Raw genomic sequence first — 24,707 nt, 5'->3', positions numbered from 1 at the left:
AATGCAAAAAACAAATCTCACATATTATCTTTTATTGATTGTAATTCTCGCCCCGAATTTCACATTCGCCGACGATTCAGAAAAAATCCTCTCTCAACTTCAAAAGAAGTATGATGGACTAAAAGACGCCACGATTTCGTTCGCTCAGAAGATGCAGTTCACCGTTTCAAAGAAAGAACAATCGTTCGTCGGAAAGTTGACCTTCAAGAAAGGAAACAAATACAAAATTGAAGTCGGTGAACAAACGATTATCACCAACGGCAAAACAGTCTGGACGTATTCAAAATCAAATAAGCAAGTGTTAGTGAATGATTATCAGGAAGAGGAAGATATGCTCACACCCGATAAAATCATGACTGCGTTGCCAAAGCAATTCACAAGCGAAACAATCGGTAAAGAAAAACTCGGCTCTCTCAACACGACAGTCATCAAACTTTTTCCGAAAGAAAAATCTTCAATGCAATTCATGCAGGCTTGGGTTGATGAATCGGCATGGCTGATGCGAAAAATTCAAATTCATTATCTCAATGGAAATACGACAACATACAGCATTGATGAAATCAAATTGAACACAGGGATTTCTGATTCTCTCTTCATGTTCAACGCACCGAAAGGTGTAGAAGTCATTGACATGAGATGATATGCGATGTGGGATATGAGATATGCGATGTGGACAATGAGCATCGAAGATTCTCAAATGACCAATGACGATTGACTAATAACAAAGAACCAAAACTACAAACCAAAAACTACAAACTAACACGAGTGAAATCAACGTTAAAAACATTATCAAGCCTGTTGCTGATGGGAGTGTTTCTGTTCTTCGCGTTTCGCGGAACGGATTTCGGAAAGTTGTGGGAAACACTTTCGCAGGCGAACTATTGGTGGGCGCTCGCGATGTTTCCGTTGTTGGTGTTGAGTCATGCAGTGCGGGCGTGGCGATGGGAATATTTTCTTCGACCTGTCAAAAAGGATATAAAGTACCGGAATTTATTTTCGTCGTTGATAGTCGGGTACATGATGAATAACGTCCTGCCGAGGGCGGGGGAGTTTGTTCGACCGTATGCTATCGGAAAGTTGGAAGGAGTTTCTCGAAGCGCCGCGTTCGGAACCGTGCTTATTGAGCGAATATTTGATATTCTGTCGTTCATGGTGTTAATAATGTTGATTCCGTTCATGTATAACGGACCGCTGACGGAAAATTTTCCGTGGCTGGAGGAAACCGGAATATGGCTTACCGTTGTTACCTTAGCGTTTCTTGGATTGTTCATTTATCTCATGTTCCGTCGGGATATTGTTGAGAGATTTCTTAAATTCATTACGCGAAAATTATCCGAACGAAAAGCACAGTTAGTAGAACATATCGTTCATTCGTTTCTTGACGGATTTTTGTTTTTGAAAGACCCGAAGAATTATCTTGTCATGGGTTTTCAAACGGTCGTCATTTGGGGATTATATATCTTAATGATGTATCTCCCGTTTTACGCATTTGGAATGACGACGACATACAATCTTGATTTTGCATCTGCGTTTGTTGTTCAGGCAATCTCAAGCATCGGTATTGTGATTCCGACTCCCGGCGCAACCGGACCGTATCACTACTTCACGATTCAAACATTGACGAAGTTGTATAATGTGAACGAAGATGTCGCCCGAAGTTATGCAACCATAACTCACGCAGTCGGATTTGTCGGTGTCACACTTCTCGGTGCAGTCTATTTCTTCAAAGATAAACTGCACATGTCGGAAGTGATGAAAGCGGAACGGACAGTCAAGGAAACAGTGGAAAACTCTAATGTCTAATTTTGAATATCTAAACAAATCCTAAATCCTAATAACGAATCAATTGCTTACTTTAGGATTTCGAGATTTGAATTTGTTTAGAATTTTGAAATTCGGATTTAGAATTTCGTAGTCAAATAGTTTTTAATACAATAAAAATATTATAATTAACCATCATCAATTAACAATCAAAGAGGAATCTATGATTCGAAATCTTTTTTTCATCGTTGCAATGATTGCCTTCGTTGGCATCGTTGCACTTAATGCGCAAGATAAAACCAAAAAGGAAGAACCAAAGAAAATGGAAAATCAAGCAGAACCGAAAAACCCTGTTCCGAAAACTCCGGAAATCGTCGTGATAGAAACATCCATGGGAACAATTGAAATTCAAATGTTCCGTGGCGATGCACCGAAGACAGTCGAGAACTTTGTCCAACTCTCGAAAAAAGGGTACTACAACGGAATAATTTTTCACCGTGTTATTGACCAATTCATGATTCAAGGCGGCGACCCGACCGGAACCGGAATGGGCGGCGAAAGTATCTACGGGAAAAAATTTGAAGACGAGTTCAGCCCCAAATATCAATTCGATAAAAAAGGCATACTCGCAATGGCGAACGCCGGGCCTGGGACAAACGGCAGTCAGTTTTTCATCACGCTCGTGCCAACGCCGTGGTTGAACAATAAACACACCATCTTCGGACAGGTCGTTGCGGGAATGGATGTTGTCGAAGCAATCGGAAAAGTGAAAGTTTCCCCGCAAGGAAACAAACCGCTTACACCTGTAACCATGAAAAGCGTGTATGTGAAAGGTGAAAAGAAAGAAGAACCAAAGAAGTAATATTTTTTGGTGAAAGTATTTGGGATTAGTTTGCCGATTCGGTAAACTAATCCCGCTTTATTTTTTACACATGGCAAGCACAAAGATTGAAGGAATTCCCGTTGCAGAACTTGAACGGTTGCTGAAGAAGCAACAGTTCTCGTCACTGTATCTTGTGTTCGGCGAGGAAGATTTTCTTGCGGCGGAAGCAATGCAGTTGCTTATCAAGCACGCAGTAGATGAAGCGACGAGCGGATTTAATCTTGATGTGCTGTACGGGAGCGATGTTGAGGCGAGGCAGGTGTTGGCAGTTGCATCATCATATCCGATGATGGCGGAACGGCGTGTGGTCATCGTTCGTGAGTTTGAAAAAGTGAATAACAAAGAATCGCTTGTTTCCTATTTTGAAAAACCATCTCCATCTACCTGTTTGATGTTGATGACGACCAAACCGGATTTCCGGCAGAAAGTATTTTCAACTCTGAAAACCAATGCAATTCTTGTCGAAGGAAAATCTCCGTACGATAATCAAATGCCGGATTGGATTCAGACGCGAGTGAAGAAACTCGGAAAGAATATTAGTCTTGAAGCAAGTCAACTTCTTCACGCACGAACAGGAAATGCGCTTCGTGTAGTGCAGAGCGAAATTGATAAACTGTTTATCTACGTTGGAGAGAAAAAAGAAATTGCACTCGACGATGTAGAAGAAGTCGTCGGCATGTCGAAACAGTACAACATCTTCGAACTGCAAAAGATGCTCGGTAAATTGCAAAGCGAACGCACACATGAAATTATGGAGCGAATGCTCGACTCAGGGGAAAGCGCAATCTATATGGTGACACAAGTAACCAAGTATTTACAAAAGTTGTGGCTGTATCATGAATACAAAGCACAGAAGTTGAACGACGCAACGATTGCGGGGAAATTCAGAATCAATCCCTACTTTTTAGATGAGTACGCGCAAGCGGCAAGAAACTTCCCGCCCCATGAAATCGAATTCTGTTTCCGTCACCTCCTCGAAGCAGACGAAGCGTTAAAATTTTCAGCAGATGAAAAATTGACTATGACGGTGTTGCTCTACAAAATGCTCAATAGAGTTAAAACGCTTGAATACGAAGCGGTTTGAAGAATTATCAAATAGTCATTCGGGAACAAAATGAGTCGCCACAAGTTTAATCCACGGGTTGATGGCTGAACAACGACCGCTCCGCGACCTGACCGACGAAGAACTTGTAACGGTGTTCAAAAGCGGCAAAGTCGAAGCATTCAATGAATTAATCGGACGCTTCAAAGACCCGCTCGTCAATTATATCTATAGGTACCTTGGAGATTTCGATGAAGCGGATGATATAGTTCAGGATACGTTTGTCCGGGTGTTCCGGCACATTGACCAATATCAACCTATTGCTAAATTTTCAACATGGATTTACACTATTGCAACAAACCTTGCCCGCACACAATATCAGCGACGAAAGCGATGGGGAATTTTTTCGTTCGGGCATAGAGATGATGAGGATGATGAACGAAGCCAAGAGTTACGCGATGAACAACTACTGCCCGATGCGATTGCTGATGGTTCGTTGTTGCATGAACAGATTCAACAAGCGTTGAACAAACTCGCGCCGGTCTTTCGTGAAGTGATAGTGCTGTATGAAATCGAAGAAAAATCCTACGAAGAAATTTGTGAAATCACAGGACAGAATATGGGAACGGTGAAGTCAAGACTTAATCGCGCTCGTGCGAAGTTGCAGTTACTGCTTAAAGAATTTGTAAGTGAGTAGTAGTGTGCGGTTTGTATGTTGAAAGTCAATAGTCATTAGTCATTAGTCATTAGTCATTTGTCATTTGTCATTCAGTAGATTACTAAAAAACGAAAAATAAAAACCAGGAACCTCAAACCGGTAACCATAAGAAATGGATGAAAAGAAAAAACATATTAAAGATGAAAGCAGTGTCAGTAAGTTGCTGAAGGACTTGCCGCGCGTGAAAGCGTCTCCTGATTTTGAAGCGAGACTTCATCGGAGAATTGTTTCATCGAAAGAGGAGAGCGAAAGAAAGAGTTTATTTGATATTCTTTTCTTTCCGCGTCGTGTTCCTGTCTTTGCAACTTCAATTCTTGCTTTGCTCGCGGTGAGTGTGATTTCGTATGTTGTATTTATGAAAAACCGCGATGAATCTGCTTCAACAACTCCTCAGCATCCCACAATTGCAGAAAGTTCTGAGCCGCAACCACCGAATCAAGCAGACGGTAGAGCGGTTGAACAGGAATCAAATCAGTTGGAAACATCCCAAGATATTTTGGTCCGGAAAGATGAAGAAATCAAGAGCAAGAAGGAAACTGTTTTTCCTGCTTTGAAGTTACAAGAGAAGGCAACTCAAGTTGCGCCTGAAGTAGCGGGACGTTCACGAGAACCCAACATTGAATCGGATGAACAAGCGGCTGTTTCGGTTCAGGATAATGCAGAAAAAGGTGTCGTTGCACAGGAAGAGTTGGAAAAAAAAGCAGTTCAGCAGAATATCGAAATGCAAGCCGCAGAACCGGCGCAAGAAATCCAAATGAAAATGACTCAGCCGTTACAGCAATTGCAAAAAATGAAAAACACTACAGAAAAATTTCCTCTGACAGAATTCGCCGCAGAGCCACAAAAAGTAAAGGGTGGTAGGAGCCGGGACAGTATCAGAATTGCCGACTCTCTCAGAATAGATTCGATTCAAAAAGCTTTGCAAAAGAAACTTCTTCAGCAAAAACAGAAAATTAAACCGGAGTAATCCGCTCCTTCATTTGACACCATAATTTTTCGGTGAATGTGCTTGGTTCATTCAACTTTTCTTTGTATGATTGTGCTGTTTTTAGGGACTTCTCTATAATTTTATTTATTAACATGGGATAGATATGAGACGCATCGTTTATTCTTTCAGTATTCTTTTCATCTACATTTCGTTTGTTCACACTCAACAAACTTCGTGGCAGCCGGTGAGTCCGTTGCCGCAAGGAAATGTTCTCAACGAAATTTCTGTTGTAAATCAGGACACGCTTTTCGCGTGCGGATTGATGGGGACATTCATGAGTTCGGTCAACGGAGGACAGACATGGAACGTAGATATTAATCTGAATGGCTCTACGGAAGAATTCCACGCAATTCATTTTTTTACCGGAACCCTCGGTTGGGTTGCGGGTGAAAACGGTGTGATGTTGAAAACGACCAACGGAGGTGTCAGTTGGATTCGACAACAATTGCCAACTGCCGCGTTTATTTACTCTGTCAATTTTATTTCTTCAACAACGGGTTGGGCGTGTGGAGAATATGGAACAATTATCAAAACAACCGATGGTGGAACAACGTGGACTCCTCAGACGACTTCTACCAACGCGCTACTCTGGACAATTCAATTTCTCAATTCATCGACGGGATTTGCGGTTGGTTCCGGCGGGAAAATTTTAAAGACGACCAACGGGGGAACAACATGGCAAAGTCTTACTTCTCCCACAACACGATTTTTGTATGGAATGAGTTTCACCTCAACATCAACGGGAATTATTTCCGGTGATTACGGCTTGGTATATAAAACGAACGATGGAGGCGCTTCGTGGTTGCCCGTTGAAAATTTAGGATTCGGAACATTGTGGGGAGTTCACTTTGTCACTTCGACCGTTGCTTATATTGCCGGTTCATTTGGCATGGTGTTGAAATCAACCGATGCCGGTTCAACATGGGAATTATTTGAAAATGTTGATACGTACAAGGATTTTTTCCACGTCAGATTTTCCAGCGCGACCAATGGTTGGGCGATGGGTGATTTCGGTACAATTTTCAAAACAACAAATGGCGGCTCAACATGGATTCACCTTTCCACAGAGCCGAAAACAGAGATGTCTCAAACATATTTTGCCAGCACAAAAGTTGGTTACTCGGTCGGTGAAGAAGGCGCTTGCTTGAAAACAACAGACGGCGGATATAGTTGGAGAAAGTTAGACCTCGGATATTATCTTTGGATGTACGGTGTCATGTTTGTGAATGAAAACACCGGCTGGGTTGTCGGTGATAGCGGACTTATCCTCAAAACCGGAAACGGTGTAAATTTTTCCCGACAAACTTCCGGCTTGGAGGAAGATATGTTGCCGTTGTACTCAGTCTATTTTGTTGATGGAACGTATGGCTGGGCTTGCGGAAGTACATTCGGAATAATTTTAAGAACGACGAATGGCGGGCTAGTCTGGCAACATGAAACAACCGATGTCGGTTCTGATTTGCAAAAAATTAAATTCTTTAATAGGAGTATTGGCTGGACTGTCGGTACCGACGGAACGATTATGAAAACAATTGATGGAGGAGACAACTGGACTCTTCAGGAATCTGGCGTGAACTTCCCCTTGTATTCAATTGATATTGTTGACCAGAATACTGTTTTTGTTTCGGGTGATTTCGGGGTGATACTACGAACGAATGATGGTGGCGCTACCTGGCATCAAATGCAAGTTACGGATGGTACAACATCAGAGTTGCTGTACGATATTGCAATGTATAACAATGGAGTGAATGGTTGGGCGGTTGGAGATTACGGTGTTATTCTTGCTTCGACTGATGCAGGGACGACATGGAAACTACAATCATCCGGCACACAGAATACACTGTTCAATGTGCAGGTTATTCCCACAACGACCGGAGCATTGCTTTTCGCCGCCGGACAAGGAAATACCATTCTTTCTTCAGCGTTATCTCCACTCTCGTTACGGAAGTGGACGGGTAGTAGGGATTCTCTCTGGGACAATGAACTCAACTGGCAGCCGACAGGAGTTCCGGAGTTTGCAGACAGCGTTTATATTCCCGCCGCAACCAGAAGGGCAACGTTACGACATACGGCTCAACGGATAAACATTGCTTCACTGAATGTTGGAACCGGAGGACAATTGGTTCTTGGTTCTGGAATTTCCGAGTTGATTGTTTCAAATGGAATTATTCTCGACGGACGATTCGAAGTTGATGCGGCTTCGAAAACGGATATTATCTCCGGCGGCGGATTTATCATCAATACAAATGGCGAATTGAATCAGGCTAACTCTACCTTGACATTAAATGGAGGAGGAACTATAAAGGGAACGTTTAGCCATATAACCTTAACGGAAAGTTCGAAAGTCAGCACGAGCGGGAATGTGTATATCAATAAATATTTATCGCTGAATGCGCCTCTCAACGTTCGTGGCAACGATACAATTTCGATTGTTACGACAGATACCGCGGCAATTTTCGGTAACGGATATTTCAACGGCGGAACTGTGAAGCGAGCGATTGCTTCCGGTTCGACCTCAACCTATCGGTTTGAAAGTCCTGTAACGACAGTGAGATTTTATCCGGGTGGAACAACGCCCACTCATGTGCTTTTAACTTCGTTCCCGAATTTTTATTCTCCATTAATGCCCGATTCGATATATGTCAGACGATATTATGTCGGAACGGCGGTCGGTGGAAGTAACTACAAAGCAACTGTCTTTCTCCGCTATGCCGAGGAAGAATCATACATGTCACCGTACGAGGTTGCGTTCTTCAAAGACTCAAGTAACCTTCTCATCAACTTAGGTAATTCGGATTTTATTGATGAAGAGTATATGGCGACCGGACTTGATTCAGTGAAAGAGTTTATGACATGGTATTTGGGAGATGCTTCCCATTTTCCGAAACACCCGCAGGAATTTGTCGCGAATTTCACTGTGACGGATAATGGAGCCGAAACTTCGGCACTCTCATTCGGTGCCTTGAAAGCCGCGACGACAGGGTTAGACCCTTCACTTGGTGAAATTCAACTTGGTGTAACACCACCGGCAGGAACATTTGACGCCCGGTGGATTTTGCCATCCGCAATTCCGACGGCAATTGATTATCGTCCGTTCACAGAAAATACAAACACAGTCAACACATACACATGCACGTTTCAACCCGGCACAGGCGGTTACCCGATTCAGTTACAATGGAATCTTCAATCGAAAGCAGATGGTATGTTGTTCCTTATTGATTCGGCAACGGGAGGAACGAAACTTCATATCAATATGAAAACGCAATCGTCGGTAACGATAACTGACCCGACAATCAAGAGTGTGCAACTGGTACAGAAGATTCCGTTTTACATCAATATATTGCAAAATTGGAATATTGTTTCGCTCCCGCTCAATGCAACAACAAGTTCTTTGAAGACTTATATCTACCGGAATGCAGTTTCTACGGCATTCGGGTACAAGAACGGATACTTCGCGGCGGAGACATTGAAAAACAGTTTGGGGTACTGGCTGAAGTTCTATCGTGCTGAGAAAGTAGGATTGGAAGGGACTGTTCGTACAGTGGACACATTTACCGTTGCAACAGGATGGAATATGGTCGGTTCTATCTCATCGGCGGTTGCTCCTTCCGGAATCTCATCGAATCCGCCGGGTATTGTGTCAGGTGCATATTACGGGTACGCGGGCGGGTATTCCCCGACCGATTCCATCAGACCGGGGAAAGGATATTGGGTGAAGACGACTCAGGCAGGGAAATTATTTGTGACGGCTTCTGGATTTGCAAAACAGGAAAACGCCTTTGAACTTCCTGACGTTCACCAATTCAATAAACTCATGATTCGCGACAGAAAAGGGGGAGAGCAAATATTGTATCTTGCCAACGAATCTTCACTAACGCGCTCAATTTCGGAATTTGAATTGCCCCCCGTTCCTCCGACTGATGCGTTCGATGCACGGTTTACTTCAAACTCATTTGTTGAATTGCTATCCGGCAAACAAACAACGAGCAAGAAACTTATTATTCAATCAAGCGCTTATCCTGTAACAATTCAGTGCGAGGGAGTCGGGAATGAAATTCAGTTTATAACTATTTCCGATGCGGAACGAGGAACACGGCTCGGCACAATCATGGCGGATGGAAAGTCCTCGCTGAGGATTGATAATCCTGCAATTACAAAAGTGGAATTGACAATGCAATCCGGCGCAGAACTTCCGAAAGTATTTTCGCTTGAACAGAATTATCCGAACCCGTTTAATCCGTCAACAACAGTTCAGTTTAATCTTCCCGAGCCAGTGACGGTGACGTTGCAAATCTATAATGTCCTTGGACAGGAAGTTGCAACATTATTAAACAACACACTCTACGAACCCGGCAGTTATGTTACAACATGGAACGCCGGCAACTTCGGTTCGGGAATGTATTTCTACCGCCTCACCGCACGGAAGCAAACCAACGGTGAAGTGATGTTTCAGGATGTGAAGAAGTTGTTGTTGGTGAAATGATGATTCATGCCAACAATGCCATGTCTTCGATTAGTGATTTTTACTAACGAGTAAAATTTTGATAGTAGCATACATTGTTTATGTTTGACTGGCAGGTTGGTGTCAAATGTTGAAAATTGAATGTTGTCCATGATTTTATCCTTGGTAACTCAAGCGAACAGATAGAGAAACGAAAAGGTTGGGAAGTGAATTTCATAGAATTCTTTTTGTACCGGGGCGGGCGCATTGTTGACCCCTTGGGAAGGAAGGACTTAACCACCGAAGGATATGGATTCAGACTGAAAGGAGCGTACAGGTTGTTTGAACTACTTGTGACCGGTAAGATTGATGACCCGTCTTACAAATGGTTTTCCGACCACGTGGACTTTATGTATAATTTCAGTGTCGGTTCATCTGATTCAGACATAAACGAAGAACACCGATATCAGGACTTTCTCTTGGTTATTAAGAATTAGCGGCACGGTATGGCTGAAGTACAAAAAGGCAGGCGGGTAGGAATCGCTGTCTTGGGGTACTTTTTTCATTTTCTTCATAAATAGACTACTTTGGGCAGTTGTGGCTTCCACAAAACGGTTGTGGAGTTCTACGGACGGGTTGTGGAACTTCTCCGAACAGTCGAGGGACTTTTCGACTCAATCCGGGGACTCGCGGAAGCAGTCGTGGGACTTCTCGCCCGAATCCGGGGACTCGCGGAAACAGTCGTGGGACTTCTCGCCCGAATCCAGGGACTCGCGGAAACAGTCGTGGGACTTCTCGGCTGAATCCGGGGACTCGCGGAAGCAGTCGTGGGAGTTCTCGCCCGAATCCGGGGACTCGCGGAAACAGTCGAGGGACTTCTCGCCCGAATTCGGGGACTCGCGGAAACAGTCGTGGGAACTCTCGCCCGGATTGCCGGACGTGAGATTTGATGTGTGGTATCTTCGTCTCATTCGTTTCGGTTCAGCAATCAACACACTCCTTCTGGACGGTCAATGGTCGGATGAAATCCGCGTGATGGCGAAAATCTTGTAATCGGCAAGAGATGTGGGGAGGGTGGACTCCCTCTTTTCTTTCTGTTTGCAGATGGGGCAGAAGGAGTCCACCTGCCTCATCGAAGTGTACAGGTTTGAAGATGTTTATCGTTTCTATCGAAAAGGTGGACTCCATCTTTTCCAATATTAATCTCAACTCTCAAGACTACCTACACTATTTTCCACCGCTTCCAATATCTCGCACGACTTCACCACCTCTTTCATCTTCGTATGGTCGGGGTAGAGCGGTCGGTCAACATCGAGATGCTCGACATGGTTGCGGATAATTTGCTTCGCGGTGGAAACGCCTTTGCCGGGAGTGAACTCGCGGAAATCGAGCGCTTGCGCCGCCGCCATAAATTCAATGCCGAGAACTCCGTATGCGTTATCAAGAATTTGTCCGTTCTTGATTGCTGTATTCATTCCCATCGAAACAAAATCTTCCTGGTCTGCGGCGGCGGGAATAGAAGCGATGGATGCGGGAGCGGAGAGAATGCGTTGTTCAACGATGAGCGAATCCGCGGTGTATTGACTTAACATCAAACCGGAAAACATTCCAGCCCCTTTGGTAAGGAACGCGGGAAGTCCGACACTGAGCGCGGGATTGAGCAAACGATTTAATCTTCGTTCGGAGAGAACACTCACCATTGTAATTGCCATACTTGCCATATCCATCGGAAGAGAGACAGGCGTCCCCTGAAAGTTCGCTCCTGTTAATGTCAGTTTGTCTTCGGGAATGAAAATGGGATTATCGCCGACGCCGTTGAGTTCAATCTCAACCTGCTTTCGAGCAAATGCAATTGCATCATGCGCCGCGCCGATGACTTGCGGAGTCGAACGCATCGAATACGCATCCTGCACTTTTGTTTTCATCTTGCCGGAAAGTAAATCGCTTCCTTTGATGCACGCGATAATCGCTTTCGCGCTTCGGACTGCGCCGGGGAATCCACGGAGTTCATGAAGCCGGACGTCGTACGGTTTCATATTCGCATACAATGCTTCAAGGGACATCGCCGCGGCAATCTCCGCTTGTTTCAGCCAACGATTCATGTCGTACAAATGAATCGCGCTCATGGCGGTGAGCAGGTTCGAGCCGTTAATCGTTGCAAGTCCATCCCGTGCATGAAGTCCGGGAACAGGAATTCCTGCACGTTCGAGAGCGATTTTGCCGGGAAGTCGTTCGCCGTTATACCACGCTTCGCCTTCGCCCATCATCAACAAAGCGATTTGCGACATGGGAGCTAAATCTCCGCACGCACCGACAGAACCTTTCTGACACACAACGGGCGTGACACCCTTGTTCAGCATTGCAATAAGTGTGAGTGTGATTTCGGGACGACACGCAGAGTTTCCGTGTGCATGGACATTGATTCTTCCTGCCATCGCGCCGCGTACATATTCAATCGGCGCGGGGTCGCCGATACCGGCCGCGTGGTTGTAAATCAGATACTTCTGAAATTCTTTTACCTGCTCGTCGTTGAGAACAATTTCGGAGAACTCGCCGATGCCGGTGTTTGTGCCGTACATGATTTCATGCGCCTGAATTTTTTCTTCAAGCATTGCGCGGCATGTTTTGATTCGTGTCAGCGCGTCAGGATGAAGTTCAACTTGTTCGTTGTGTCGTGCTATGCGAACAAGTTTTTCAATTGTTAGACCGGAGCCATCTAAGGTTATGGACATTTCAATTTTCTACTTTCGTTGTTAATGAAGGGGATTTTATAAACCGCAAAGAGCCCAAAGAAGACGCTAAGTGCACAAGGGATTTCCCTTAAATTCAATATTGGACGATAACTTTTTGTAAGCCAAATGTATCGGGGATGCGTACCCAGAGAATTTTTTGTGAAGAATTGTAAGCCCACGTAAGCGCCGTCGTTGGTTCGATTTCTTTTGAGGAAAATTGTAGTTCATCACGGTCAAGGAAAACCGTCGTTGGTTTCTTTGATTGTGCATTGAACTTCATGACGATTGTACGCATCGGTGGTTTGTAGTCACCTTTTGGTTGGGTAAGAGCAACTTTCATGTTCTCTTTCGTTTGGCTAAACGTTGCTTCCCGGGTGAAATATTTTCCTTGTTGATAATCGAGACTGATACCATCATCTTCATACCACTCAGTCTCGGCAATGGCAGCAGGAAATATTTCTAAGGTCAACGGGTCAATCGGTTCCTGGTCAGTGTATTGAACGACTTGCTGTGTCGGAATAATCGAGCCGGCTTTCACAAACAACGGAAGTCTGTCGAGTGGTGCATCAACAGTGATGTCTTTCCCGCCGGAAATTTTTTCGTTCGACCAGTAATCGTACCATTCGCCTGCGGGAAGATAGACGCCTCGCTTTGTTGCCCGTTCTTCAATAACAGGAGCGACGAGAAGTGCATCACCGAACATAAACAAATCATCTTTCCAGAGCGTGTTTCCGTCTTCGGGGTAATCATACACGAGCGGACGCATGAGCGGTGTGCCGTCAGTCGCGGCGTTGTAAAATTGTGTGTAGATGTAGGGTAAAAATTTGTACCGCATCTCGATTGACTTTTTATTGATTGCTTCAACCTCCGGTCCGAATTCCCACGGCTCTTTGTTCATTGCATCAATAACAGAATGAGCGCGCATGAGCGGTGTGAACACGCCAAGTTGCATCCAGCGAGCAAACAATTCTCCGCTCGGATTTCCGACGAAGCCGCCGATATCGGTCCCGATAAATGGCTGCCCGGAAATGCTGAGACCGAGGCACATCGGAATTGCCATTTCAAGATGGTCCCAGTTGCTGATGTTGTCGCCCGTCCAAATTGAAGAGTAGCGTTGAACGCCAGCGTACCCTGCGCGGGTAAGAACAAAGGGGCGTTCATTCGGTTTGAGTTTGAGCAAGCCTTCGTACGTTCCGCGTGCCATCTGCATTCCGTACACGTTATGATTTTTCCGGTGGTCGGACGGAGTGCCGTTCGCATCGTGCATCACTTCAAGTGCAAATGTTTTATTGGGTGAATCAAACACAGATGGCTCGTTCATGTCGTTCCAAAATCCTTTGATACCAACATCAACTAAACTTTTGTAGAGTGAACCCCACCAATCACGCGAATCTTGTTTCGTGAAATCAGGAAAGACACATGCGCCTGGCCACACTGTTCCGACAAACGGTTTGCCGTCGGGATATTTTGCAAAGTGATTTCCTTTCATTCCCTCATCATACACCCAATAGCCTTCTTCTTTTTTGATTCCCGGGTCAACGATGGTAACGATTTTGAAACCATCTTTCGCAAGGTCAGTAGTCATTTGTTTCGGATTTGGAAAACGAGTGTTATCCCACGTAAAGCATTTGTATGCATCCATGTAGTGAATATCGAGATAGATGACATCGCACGGAATTTTCCGGTCGCGGAAATTTTTTGCAATCTCACGCACACGAGTTTCGGGATAGTAACTCCAGCGACATTGCTGAAAGCCGATTGACCATTTCGGCGGCATCGGCATGGTCCCGGTGAGCGCGTTGAATTTTTGCAAAACGTCTTTAGGTTTCGGTCCATAGATGAAGTAGTAATTCATTTCTCCATCAACCGCGCCGAACGAATATTGGTCGGGATGTTCTTTTCCGAAATTGAAATAGGAACGATACGTATTATCAAAGAAAATTCCGTACGCGTTTCCCTTTTTGATTCCGTAGAAGAACGGAATTGTTTGATAGAGCGGGTCGGTGTCTGCTTTGTATGCGGGAATGTCGGAGTTCCAGTTCGCATACGATTTTCCTTTCCGGTCGAGCGAGCCGGATTTTTCTCCCAGTCCAAAATAAAATTCATCCTGCGGCATCACTTTCCAAACAGCGATTTCATTTCCTGAGCGAGCCATTCCTTTCTTCGGGTCATCCTGATTGATGAGGCTATCTTTTTTATCGTAGATGGAGAGACGAAACGGGTTGTGGTCAACTCTCAGTTCAAGAAGAGAAGTGGAGAGTACTGTTTTCTCTTCGAACCTCTCGAACTTGAAGTTCTTTCCACCGATATTCATGTTCACGACTGCCCAAGAAAAATCTGTTGCATTGGAATATTCAACCGGATAATATCGAACTCTAATGACTTCCGGTGCGAGGATGGAAATATCAACCTGTTCTCCTTCTAAGGAAAATGTCGCGCCGTTGTCTGTTTGAGTTGCCTCAAGAACGTTGCTGATGGATTTCCATTGAGAGGAAGTAATGCAAAATGAAAAAGGAAAAAAAGGAGAAGGAGTCGAGGTTTAGTAAGCATGGAAATCTGATTATTCAAAATTAAATAAACCGCAGAGACGCGCAGAGTGATTTAAGAGGAGATTACAAAAGTGATTCACCTGTTGTCTTGTCGAAGAAGTGGAGTTTGGACGTATCGAAGTAGAGTTGAAATTCTTTGCCGGCTATCGGATGAATGTCGGATGGAATTCTGGAGACGTATTGCTCAGGGGATTTTCCTATTTTGAAATAGAGGAAAATTTCATTCCCGACCGGTTCGGTGACATCGAGTTGCGCGGTGAGTGCGTGACTCGAATCGTTCTGTGATTTCGCATAGATGGATTCGGGACGGATACCGAGAGTAATCTCTTTATTCGCAAGCGATGATAATTTTTCTTTTGAGGAAGTCAAGGGAAGTGTCAGCGAGCCGGATGAATCTTTGAATGTAAATCCGTTTGTGTTGGTGATTGTCCCTTCGATGAAATTCATCGTCGGGCTGCCGATGAATCCGGCGACGAATTTGTTTGCAGGTTTGTGGTAAATGTCTAACGGCGAATCAATCTGCTGAACGATGCCGCCTTTCATCACGACAATTCTATCGCCGAGCGACATCGCTTCGATTTGGTCATGTGTAACATAAATCATCGTGGTTTGCAGTTGTTTGTGAAGGCGGGAAATTTCGGTTCGCATCTGCACGCGTAAATTTGCATCAAGGTTGCTAAGAGGTTCATCAAACAAAAATACTTTGGGATTACGAACGATTGCGCGACCGAGCGCCACGCGTTGCCGCTGACCTCCGGAAAGCGCCTTCGGTTTTCGTTCAAGATATTCTCCGATTCCTAAAATCTGAGCGGCATTCCGAACTCGTGTGTCAATATCAGACTTGTCATGTTTTCGGATTTTCAATCCGAACGCAAGATTTTCATAGACGCTCATGTGCGGATAGAGTGCGTAGTTTTGGAAAACCATTGCTATGTCCCGGTCTTTCGGCACTACATCATTGACGACCTTTTCATCAATAAAAATTTTTCCTTCGGAAATTTCTTCCAAACCGGCAACCATTCGAAGTGTCGTTGACTTTCCGCAACCAGATGGACCGACGAGTACGATAAACTCTTTGTCTTCAATAGTAAATGAGACATTATTCACCGCGATGTTTTTGTTGTCGTACTTTTTGTAAACGTTTTCAAGCCGAACACTTGCCATGAGAATTTTCCAAATTGAAAAGTGAGTATAATGAACGGGACGAATATACGGAGACTCGGCTCGAAACTCAAATAATGTTCTCGTGATGGTTTCAGGTAGCAGGTTGCGGTTTGGGAGAAGAGCTATGTGTATTTTTCCGTTTTCAATGTTTGATTATGGTGAAAAAAAATCGTAAGTTTGCCACGACCATTTACCTGATGTTTCATCAGTCCATCTTAATTTATGTAATGTTGTTACAACGCGCTTTACATTTCGATTCAGTTTCACTTCTTAATAAGGCTGTGCAATGAAGATTGCTCGACTCCTTTTTGTATTTCTTTTCTGTTTCTCTCACATTCTTTTTGCCGGGAACACCGGGAAAATATCCGGTAAAGTTACCGACGCGAAAAATTCTGAAGGACTCATGGGTGTGAATATCCATGTTGTCGGAACAGCATTTGGTGCAGTAACGGATTTTGAGGGGAATTATTCCATCATCGGTGTACCGCCCGCAACATACACGCTGAAGGCATCGCTCATCGGCTACAATTCCGTCAGTGTTACCAATGTTGGCGTTAACATAGACCTGACAACGAAACAGGATTTCCAATTAACAGAAACAACCGTTGAAGTAAAAGAGATGGTCATTGTTGCAGAAAAGCCGATGGTGCAACACGATATAACCGCTTCAACATCAATCGTGAGTAAAGAACTGATTTCAAATCTTGCCGTAACGGAAATGCGCGATGTTATTCAGTTACAAGCAGGAATAGTTTCTCAAGGCGGTGACTTGCATTTACGCGGTGGAAGAAAAGGACAAATCGCTTACCAGATTGATGGCGTTCCGGTTTCCGATGCTTACGATGGAAGCAACACCGTGGAGTTGGGAGCGAATGCAATTCAGGAATTACAGGTTGTCAGTGGCGCATTCAATGCGGAGTATGGGCAGGCGATGTCAGGAATAGTCAACATTGTAACGAAAGATGGCGGAGATAAAATTTCCGGTAATGTGCAGATGTATTCAGGAAGTTATTTGTCAGAACGGGATAATATTTTCTGGAACCTGAAAAATTATCGTCCGCTCTCTGTGAAGAATGTTGATGTCAGTTTAAGCGGTCCGCTTATCTCAGATAAGTTATATTTTTATGCAAACGCGAGGTATTTCGGTAGCGATGGTTTTCATTGGGGGAAGCGAGTTTTTAATCTTAATGATTATTCATTTGAAGACGCGAGTAGTTCAGAGTTAAATTTTATCATTCGGAAAACCGGTAATGATGAATATGTTTCTCTCAATCCAAATAAGAAAAATTTCCTACAGAGTAAACTAGCATATCGTCTCCTCTCGAATTTAAAAGTCTCTTACAATTATATTTATGATTACCAAGAGTATAGAGATTTTGATTTTAGTGTTCGTATGACCCCCGATAATAATTTAGAGCGATTTCGTTTCACACATTCAAATATTGTAACAATCAACCACGCGTTATCGTCATCAAGTTTTTATAATGTAAGTCTTTCTTATCTCTTCAAAAATTATCGTCATTATTTATTTGAAGATATTAACACGGGGAATCCTTTCATGCCGACATTGTATGTTGACCATCGAAACAACCAAAATCCTCCATACACGCTTGGAATCGGTGGAACGAAGCACGAGCGGTTCCAGAGGAACACCGGAACGATGGGAGTGAAATTGGATTGGATGAATCAGTTCACAAAAGAAATCGCGGTTCAATTTGGCGGCGATTTCAAACGACACAGATTGTTCTACCAGAATATCAATCTTGTACCGAAACTTGATTCGGCAGGTTTGGAAGTATTTCCATACGACGTGATGGTCGCTCCAATATCCAGCCAAAGTTATGATGAATATTTGCATGAGCCGACGGAAGGCGCGTTATATTTTCAGACAAAAATTGAAGCATTCAACTTGATATTGAATGCCGGTTTCCGTTTCGATTACTTCAATCCAGATGGTGTTGTGCTGAACGATGAACATTCAGACCCGAATGACCCACTCTACTATCAATACACCGTTGATGACCCGAATATCAATAGCCCGTTAAAACCGGATAATAGATTTTTTGATTACAATGGAGATGGTGTTCAGGATACTGCCGCGGGAGAGCGAACAAAAACTGTAGCAGACCGTTTAGAATACTGGTATAAAAAAGCAAAGAGCAAGACACAAATCAGCCCGCGCTTCGGACTTGCATTCCCCATCAGCGCTGATGGCGTAATTCACTTTTCCTTCGGACATTTCTTCCAACTCCCTTCGTATGAATTGATGTACGCCAATCCTGAATTTGAAATCGGAACCGGTTCTGGAATTCAAGGATTGTTTGGCAACACTGATTTGGAACCACAAAAAACAGTAAAGGGAGAAATCGGCTTGAAACAACAATTGACCGAAGAGATTGCGGCTGATGTAACAATGTTCTTTGAAGATTTCAGAAATCTTGTCGGGACGCAAACAGCGGACGTTGTTGTGTTTGGAAGAGACAGAAGTTACAGAAAGTATGTGAACACGGACTTTGGATTTACCAAGGGAGTTGTTTTGAAACTAGAAAAACGTTTCTCCGATGGAATCGCGGCAAATCTTGATTACACATATTCAATGACAAAATATAATGCAAGCGACCCGGCAGATTCGAGAAATGCTATCTTTGGCGGGAAGCAACCCCAAACCTATCTCGCCCCTGCTGATTGGGACCAGACGCATACACTTAATGTTGTTGTTGCGTATTCTCAACCGCAAAACTGGGGATTGTCTGTTATTACGAATTTCTCAACAGGCACTCCGTATTCACCAACCAACAATAAGAACAGCGCTGTCAAAGAAAATGTATATCCATATAATAGTGAATATAAACCCAACATTTTTAATGTTGATTTACGCGTGAACAAGGATTTTCATTTGGGCAGTTCGACCCTTTCGTTCTACATGCGTGTCTTTAATTTACTTGATTTAGATAATGCCCGCTCAGTGAACGCGAATTCCGGTGACCCGTACTTCAACTTTGACAGACTGGAGGCTGAAGAAAACATTAGGACGTATAATTTCAAATATTATAACACGCTTGATGATTACTACATCAATCCCGGAAACTTCTCTGAACCGAGAAGAATCGAACTTGGCACTTCGTTTACTTTTTAATTTTGATTTGATATGAACATGAAACGATTTTACGTACCGCTTGTAATTATCCTGACAGGATTATTTGTTGCAAGTTCTTTTTCACAACCGTTTTCTGATCCAACGTTACGGCGGCTGGGGTACCATACAGGAAACCGTATCGGGGTTTCATTTTACAACGATGGTCAGGTTGCAGGATTTAATACCGGACTTGATATTCGTGGTGAGTGGCCTCTTGGTTCGGGAGAGAACTATATCGGAGATTGTATCCCGCTCGTTGGTGTTGAGTTTGTAGATGCTCGTGGCGAAACACTTCATTCGGTAACAATTTCCCGTGGTCCGAGAAACAATCAATCAAACGAAAAACATCCGGTCTATGGATATTTTTGGGGATGGAATCCACGTCCGGGTTACTTGAATCCGAACGCGCAGGCAATCGCCATGAGTCACATGCCCAATACATGGCCCATCGAAGGATGGTTCGACCAGCCAGATTGGAAAGACCCGAACGGAGTAACGCAGTGGAACGGATATTTTGGTCGCGGGATTACTAATGCAGACCAGGAAAGTTATTTTGTTGCCGATGACCAATGGGATGACGAATTCAATTCGTATTACAGACCGGACACCGCGAATCTTTCAAGAAACGGAATGGGATTAAAGATGAACGTGCGCGGCTTTCAGTGGTCAAGTTTTCTCGCGGAAGATTGTTTATTCTGGCTCTATGATATTACGAACGAAGGAACGAATACATATCGCAAGTCAGTTTTCGGAACGGTCGTCGGGACACTTGCAGGGGGTGATGGAGATAGTCAGGACGACCTTGGATTTTTTGATGTGAACGATGCTATCACATACTCATGGGACAGTGATGGCAAAGGAAACAAAGGACAGAAAGTCGGTTACGTTGCCTACGCCTTTTTGGAATCACCCGGAAATCCATACGATGGAATTGATAACGATGGCGATTCTCCCGACCCGAACTCTCCGATGTTTGTCATTACTGATTTCGATTCAACAATATATTCAGTTGGAAGCAAAGTTGTTTTAATTGACCCGACGACCTATGTTCGAACAATTCATACAGTTTCAGCGGCGGTTGAAACAGTCTATTCGTTGGGTGTTCAGTTTATCATCAAGCCGGGAAAAGGATTTCGCGAAGGACATATTGCTTCGATTATCAACGGTGTTTCAACTCCGCATCCGTCGGCCTATGATGGATTAGATAATGATTTGGATGGAGTAGTTGATGAAAACCAGGCAATTCATTATGAAACGAGAATCAGGAGAAATCAACCGGCAGTTAAATATAAGAACTTCCGAACTGGCGCCGGTGTGAGTGACCCGTTAATTGACGAGCAACGCGATAATGATAAAGGAACGATGGCGTTGAATTGGGTTCGTTATCCCGACGGTACAACAGCGCAAATCATGCATTGGTCAGGCGACGAAGATGGTGATTGGGATGCCGCGAATGATGATGTCGGTTCGGATGGAGTTGGTCCGTTAGACAACGATTATTTCGGGCCAGACTTAGACGGGACGGAAGGGAATGGAGTTCCCGACCAAGGCGAACCAAACTTCGGAAAAACCGACCCTGATGAATCCGACCAAATCGGGTTGACGAGTTTTAACTTCTTCAACATCTCCGCTTCACCCGATATGGCGAATGATTTGATTCTTTGGGATAGAATGAAACCCGGGCGGTTTGACGTAATTCCACAACAACCGCAAGATGGTGATTTCATCTATGCTTCGGGATATTTCCCGATGCGTCCGAAACAGGTTGAGAGATTTTCTGTCGCGTTACTTTTCGGAGCGGATTATGAAGATGTTGTAAGAAACAAGAAAATTGTTCAACAAATTTATAATGCCGGTTACAAGTTTCCACAACCGCCGCGCAAGCCGAAAATCAATCTCACGGAACAAAACGGGAAAGTGGTTATTTATTGGGATGGCAGGCTAACAGAAAACTCCCGTGACTTCATCACGAAGAAAAAAGATTTTCAGGGCTATAAAATTTACCGCGCGACGGATGTTGGTTTCAGGGATGCACGGCAAATTACCGATGCGAAAGGTGTTCTTGCCTTCGATAAACCAATTGCACAGTTCGACTTAAAAGATACAATTTCAGGATACTTCGCACCATCAGCCGAGTTGCTGGCGCAGGTTGGTGGTACAACGTATTGGCTTGGAAGCAACACGGGAATTATGAATAAATTTGTTGACTCGACAGTTGTTCCGGGGCAGAGATATTTTTACGCGGTCGTTTCGTACGATGGCGGAGATTCCAAACTCAACATTTTCCCGTCTGAAAATTCAAAGTTTATTTTCCAGACGAACACGGGAGAAATCCTTAACGATGATAACACTGGCTACATAACTCCCGGCGCACCGCCAATTGGTTATGTTGAAGCGAAGCCATCCAATTTGACAAAGGCAGATGGGTTCCGTGCAACTGGGAACGCGTGGGTGGAAATTGTAGATGACAAAAAAGTTATAGATGGGAAAAAATACCAAATAGTATTTCAAGATTCAGGTGTACAACACTATACTTTAAATTGGTCGTTAGTTGACAACACAACACCCGATACAGTACTCATCAACTCAACAGGAGAAACAAAAATTGTTTCACCCGGAGATTCAGTAACAGTTCCGGTTAACGATACTATTACGATAAATGGAGAGTCTTATTTTTCTACTGCATCAACATTTACTGCAGGATATGATACATTGATTGCACACGATACAACATACTCTGGAAATACTCTGATTAAAGATGGCTTTAAAGTGCAGATGATGAATGACAAAGAAATCATTAAAGACACCCTCAAATCAAAATTTGAAGGGGCATTATTAACTGATTTTCAACAGTATACATTTGCTCCATTCTTTTGGGCAGAGACAGGCCGGGCTAGCACCTATAATGGACGTCGTGTACCTTACAATTACCAATTCGAATTTTACAACACAATCGTAGATACCTCTGTAGCAGATACCCTTTATCCGAATACATCCACAAACAGAAAGCCTGCGATACCTATTACATTCAAAGTGAAAAATCTGACTACAGGTAATTACATTGATGTCGTTTATTTCACAACCGGCTCAATCAGTGTCATCCATAATATCTGGTTTAAAGAAGTTATTAATGGGAAAAAATATCGTACATGGCGTGTTAATTTTAATTACAAATCAGTTGTCCCCATCGAACAAACAGGTACGTTGAGTATCTATACTTTGAAGCCTTTCAGTACGTATGATTCATACACCTTTACAATGGTCGGTCCACACATTGATAAACCGAAAGCCGCAACGTTGTTAGACGAGATTAAAGTAGTCCCGAATCCGTATGTGGTGATGCATGATTTGGAACCAAGGTTGCTTTCACTCCAACAAAGCGGCCGTGGTGAACGATTCATCAGGTTCACACATGTTCCTCCGGGTTCTACAATTTCCATCTTCACCGTACGAGGTGAATTGGTCAGAAAATTGACACACGATTATCTCTCGGTTGGTGATGTGAAATGGAATTTACGCACGGAAGAAAATTTAGATGCGGCGTATGGTGTCTACATTTTCGTCGTGGAAGCGCCCGAAATTGGGACGAAGACGGGTAAGTTTGCGTTGATAAAATAATGTGAGGAACCGAAATGAACAATGAAATTACATCGAAAAATATACAACCCATGAAAAATATTCTTATTCTCGTATTGATATGTTCAACTATGCTTGTTGGACAAACCAAAGTAGGTTCTACTGCGGCGCCGTTTCTGAATATTGCAATCGGTCCGCGCGCTATTTCAATGGGCGGAGCGTTTGTTGCTACGGCTAATGATGCAACTTCACTTTATTGGAATTCTGCAGGCGCGGCTCGGGTGAGCGCAAATGAAGTGATGTTCTCACACACAAAATGGTTTGCCGACATCAATTATAATTGGGTAGGTGCAATGGTGACAATGGGTGATATTGGTACGGTCGGATTGAATTTAACGTACATTGATTATGGTGACATCGAAGTTACGACCATCAATGAGCAGGATGGAACTGGCGAATTTTATAGTCCGACTGATATTGCATTGGGACTTTCATACGGGTATAATCTCACCGACCGTTTTTCACTTGGTCTGACAATGAAGTACATCAATCAAAATATCTGGAATTCATCGGCAAGCGGTTTTGCTGTAGATGTTGGTACGTTGTTCATCTCGGATATTTATGGTTTGAGAATCGGCGCTTCAATTTCAAACTTCGGAACCGAAATGAAAATGAGCGGGAAAGATTTGTTGAGATTATATGATAGTAATCCTGATGTCTACGGAAACAACGACAGGAATCTTGTATCGTTGGAAACTGATTACTATCCCCTTCCTCTCATGTTCCGTGTTGGATTAGCAAAAGATTTTATGTTGAACGACATGAACCGTCTGACTGTCGCTGTTGATGCAACCCATCCGAATGACAATGCCGAGTCACTGAATCTTGGAGCAGAATATTCCTTCAACGAGAATGTTATGCTCAGAGCAGGATATAAATCCTTACTGCTTGAGAACACTGAAGAAGGATTGACGCTTGGTTTGGGATTGAAACATGAGTTTTCAACAAGTTTTATTGTCAACGTTAACTATGCGTATCAGGAATTCGGAATTTTGGATATGACGCAACACTTTTCGGTCGGAGTAAGGTTTTAATAGGAGATTTTTAATAAAATAAGTATATATTACATCAATGATATATACATAATTCAACAATTAATTACAGGGATAAAAATGAACAAATTTTTAATAATAGTTATGATGCTTGTAGTAGTGACAAGCATAACCTATGCCGGTGGTGCAACTATCAATGCAACCGCTAGCACAGGAGGAACGATTTCGCCGTCGGGAACAGTGAGTATTCCAACACCGGCCGACCAAATTTTCGTAATCACTGCGGATGCTGGTTACCACATAGATAGTGTTGTAGTTGATGGAGTAAAAACAGATTCCACGGGAAGTTATACATTTTATTCAGTTGTAACTGACCACACGATTGATGCTTACTTTTCAATCAACAGCTACATATTAACTTACAATGCGGGTTCGAACGGTTCAATTACCGGAACGACACCGCAGACAGTGAATCATGGTTCAGACGGAAGCGCAGTAACAGCAGTTGCAGATACTGGTTATCACTTTGTAGATTGGAGTGATGCATCTACCGATAATCCACGGACAGATATGAACGTCCAGAGCGATATTACGGTAACCGCGAACTTTGCAATTAACACTTACACGTTGACATACAATGCGGGTTCGAACGGTTCAATTACCGG

General features: G+C 43.6%; 16 protein-coding genes. 13 read left to right on the top strand and 3 right to left on the bottom strand.

Annotation, left to right across the window (positions count from 1 at the left end; genetic code table 11):
* Position 1 precedes the first annotated feature (1 nt).
* From HY960_04260 to HY960_04220, 9 genes are all read left to right on the top strand, one after another.
* A complete protein-coding gene (locus tag HY960_04260) occupies positions 2–640 on the top strand; it encodes an outer membrane lipoprotein carrier protein LolA (protein ID MBI5214942.1) in 639 nt (212 codons plus the stop codon).
* Positions 641–765: 125 nt separating this feature from the next.
* The gene (locus HY960_04255; protein MBI5214941.1) at positions 766–1,803 is read left to right on the top strand and encodes a flippase-like domain-containing protein; all 1,038 of its coding nucleotides are present in this window, start codon (positions 766–768) and stop codon (positions 1,801–1,803) included.
* 181 nt (positions 1,804–1,984) lie between these two features.
* On the top strand, positions 1,985–2,623 hold the full coding sequence (locus HY960_04250) for a peptidylprolyl isomerase (protein ID MBI5214940.1): 639 nt from the start codon (positions 1,985–1,987) through the stop codon (positions 2,621–2,623).
* Positions 2,624–2,693: 70 nt separating this feature from the next.
* Complete coding sequence (gene holA / locus HY960_04245) at positions 2,694–3,728, top strand: DNA polymerase III subunit delta (protein ID MBI5214939.1); 1,035 nt, start codon at positions 2,694–2,696, stop codon at positions 3,726–3,728.
* 88 nt (positions 3,729–3,816) lie between these two features.
* Positions 3,817–4,383, top strand: coding sequence for a sigma-70 family RNA polymerase sigma factor (locus HY960_04240; GenBank protein ID MBI5214938.1), 567 nt, complete (start codon positions 3,817–3,819; stop codon positions 4,381–4,383).
* Between the two features lie 133 nt (positions 4,384–4,516).
* Complete coding sequence (locus HY960_04235) at positions 4,517–5,371, top strand: hypothetical protein (protein ID MBI5214937.1); 855 nt, start codon at positions 4,517–4,519, stop codon at positions 5,369–5,371.
* A gap of 124 nt (positions 5,372–5,495) precedes the next feature.
* Positions 5,496–9,875, top strand: a complete 4,380-nt coding sequence (locus tag HY960_04230; protein MBI5214936.1) for a T9SS type A sorting domain-containing protein — start codon at positions 5,496–5,498, stop codon at positions 9,873–9,875.
* A gap of 185 nt (positions 9,876–10,060) precedes the next feature.
* Positions 10,061–10,330 (top strand): hypothetical protein, encoded by a 270-nt coding sequence (locus tag HY960_04225; protein MBI5214935.1) that lies wholly within the window; start codon positions 10,061–10,063, stop codon positions 10,328–10,330.
* Positions 10,331–10,420: 90 nt separating this feature from the next.
* Entirely contained in the window at positions 10,421–10,636 is a 216-nt protein-coding gene (locus HY960_04220) for a hypothetical protein (protein ID MBI5214934.1), read from the top strand.
* 402 nt (positions 10,637–11,038) lie between these two features.
* Here HY960_04220 and HY960_04215 read toward each other — a convergent pair whose 3' ends face one another.
* The 3 genes from HY960_04215 to ugpC all read right to left on the bottom strand — a co-directional run bounded on the left by HY960_04215 (position 11,039) and on the right by ugpC (position 16,278).
* A complete protein-coding gene (locus tag HY960_04215; GenBank protein ID MBI5214933.1) occupies positions 11,039–12,565 on the bottom strand; it encodes an aromatic amino acid lyase in 1,527 nt (508 codons plus the stop codon).
* Between the two features lie 94 nt (positions 12,566–12,659).
* Positions 12,660–14,879, bottom strand: a complete 2,220-nt coding sequence (locus HY960_04210) for a DUF5110 domain-containing protein (GenBank protein ID MBI5214932.1) — start codon at positions 14,877–14,879, stop codon at positions 12,660–12,662.
* Between the two features lie 298 nt (positions 14,880–15,177).
* Positions 15,178–16,278 carry a sn-glycerol-3-phosphate ABC transporter ATP-binding protein UgpC gene (gene ugpC, locus HY960_04205; protein ID MBI5214931.1) on the bottom strand — a complete coding sequence of 367 codons (1,101 nt, stop codon included), beginning with the start codon at positions 16,276–16,278 and terminating at the stop codon, positions 15,178–15,180.
* Positions 16,279–16,564: 286 nt separating this feature from the next.
* Here ugpC and HY960_04200 point away from each other — a divergent pair, with 286 nt between their 5' ends.
* The 4 genes from HY960_04200 to HY960_04185 form a co-directional block, all read left to right on the top strand.
* Complete coding sequence (locus HY960_04200; GenBank protein MBI5214930.1) at positions 16,565–19,414, top strand: TonB-dependent receptor; 2,850 nt, start codon at positions 16,565–16,567, stop codon at positions 19,412–19,414.
* An 18-nt stretch (positions 19,415–19,432) separates the two neighbouring features.
* Positions 19,433–23,032 carry a hypothetical protein gene (locus HY960_04195; protein ID MBI5214929.1) on the top strand — a complete coding sequence of 1,200 codons (3,600 nt, stop codon included), beginning with the start codon at positions 19,433–19,435 and terminating at the stop codon, positions 23,030–23,032.
* A 14-nt stretch (positions 23,033–23,046) separates the two neighbouring features.
* Positions 23,047–24,084 (top strand): PorV/PorQ family protein, encoded by a 1,038-nt coding sequence (locus HY960_04190; protein ID MBI5214928.1) that lies wholly within the window; start codon positions 23,047–23,049, stop codon positions 24,082–24,084.
* Positions 24,085–24,162: 78 nt separating this feature from the next.
* Positions 24,163–24,707 (top strand): InlB B-repeat-containing protein (locus HY960_04185; GenBank protein MBI5214927.1); only part of this gene is annotated, 545 nt, incomplete at its 3' end.

Source organism: Ignavibacteriota bacterium, from assembly GCA_016212665.1.
Lineage (GTDB): Bacteria > Bacteroidota > Ignavibacteria > UBA10030 > SZUA-254 > FW602-bin19.
The sequence above is the reverse complement of the archived record's forward strand: the minus strand, read 5'-3'. Positions and strand labels throughout refer to the sequence as shown.